Origin of the sequence: Streptomyces synnematoformans (assembly GCF_039531005.1) — a bacterium.
GTDB lineage: Bacteria > Actinomycetota > Actinomycetes > Streptomycetales > Streptomycetaceae > Streptomyces > Streptomyces synnematoformans.
Genome location: NZ_BAAAPF010000700.1, coordinates 1 through 1,030 on the forward strand (window position 1 = coordinate 1; position 1,030 = coordinate 1,030).

Here is a 1,030-nt window from a genome sequence, read left to right on the forward strand (position 1 = left end):
CCGCCGACGGCGGTGGTGCGCGGACCGGCGGCGGGCGCGGCGCCGCGGGCGACGGCGCCGCCGCCCCGCTGCTCGCCCTGATCGCCGTGCTGGCGCTCCTGCCGACGGTCCTCGACGCCTACTCCCTCTCCCTCGCCGGCTACGCCCTGGCCCTCGGCCTCCTCGCGGTCAGCGTCACCGTGGTCACCGGCTACGCCGGGCTGCCCACGCTGGGGCAGACCGCGCCGTTCGCCGTCGGCGCGTACACCACCGCGAAGCTGGCCGAGAACGACTGGACCGTCGGGCCGGTGCAGGTGGCGATCTCCGCCGTCGCCGCCGCCGCGTTCTGCGTGGTGACCGGGCCGGCGGTGATCCGCGCCCGCGGCACCACCGTGCTCATGATCACCGTGGCGGTGGGGGAGCTGACCGCCATCGCCATCGGCCAGTGGAAGTCCGTGACCGGCGGCACGGACGGCCTCGCCGGGTTCCCCTCCACCCAGGCGTTCTGGGGCGGCGAGCCGCTCTTCGAGGAACTGGCGATCTACCAGTACGCCGCGGTCGTCGTCGTCTGCGTGGTCGCCGTGGCGCTGGTGCTGCTGCGCTCGCCGGCCGGCAAGCTGCTGACCGGCTCGCGGGAGGCGGAGGAGCGGATGCGCGCCTCCGGCCACCCCGTGACCCGGTACCTGCTGGTGGCGTACGTCGGCGCGGGCGCACTCGCGGGCGCCGGCGGGTCGCTGCTCATCGCCGTGCAGAGCTACGTGTCCCCGGCCGACGTCGGCTTCGAGATCGCCGCCCTCGCGCTCCTCGCGGCCGTCATCGGCGGCATCACGTCGGTGATCGGCGCGCTCGTGGGCGCGGGGCTCATCGTCTACACCCGCGACTGGCTGGCCGGCTCCTGGCCCGGCCACGGGCCGCTGCTCCTCGGGGTGCTGTTCGTCGCCGCCGTCTACCTGCTGCCCCGCGGCCTCGCCGGGCTGGTGTCCGGCGCGCCCCGCGCGGCCGCCGCCGGCGGCGTGGACGACAAGGGCGGGCACGACGCGGGCGACGGCGG

General features: G+C 76.9%; 1 protein-coding gene. It reads left to right on the forward strand.

The annotated features are described in order from the left end of the window. A partial coding sequence (locus ABD317_RS37215) for a branched-chain amino acid ABC transporter permease (protein WP_344296534.1) occupies positions 1-1,030 on the forward strand: 1,030 nt, incomplete at both ends.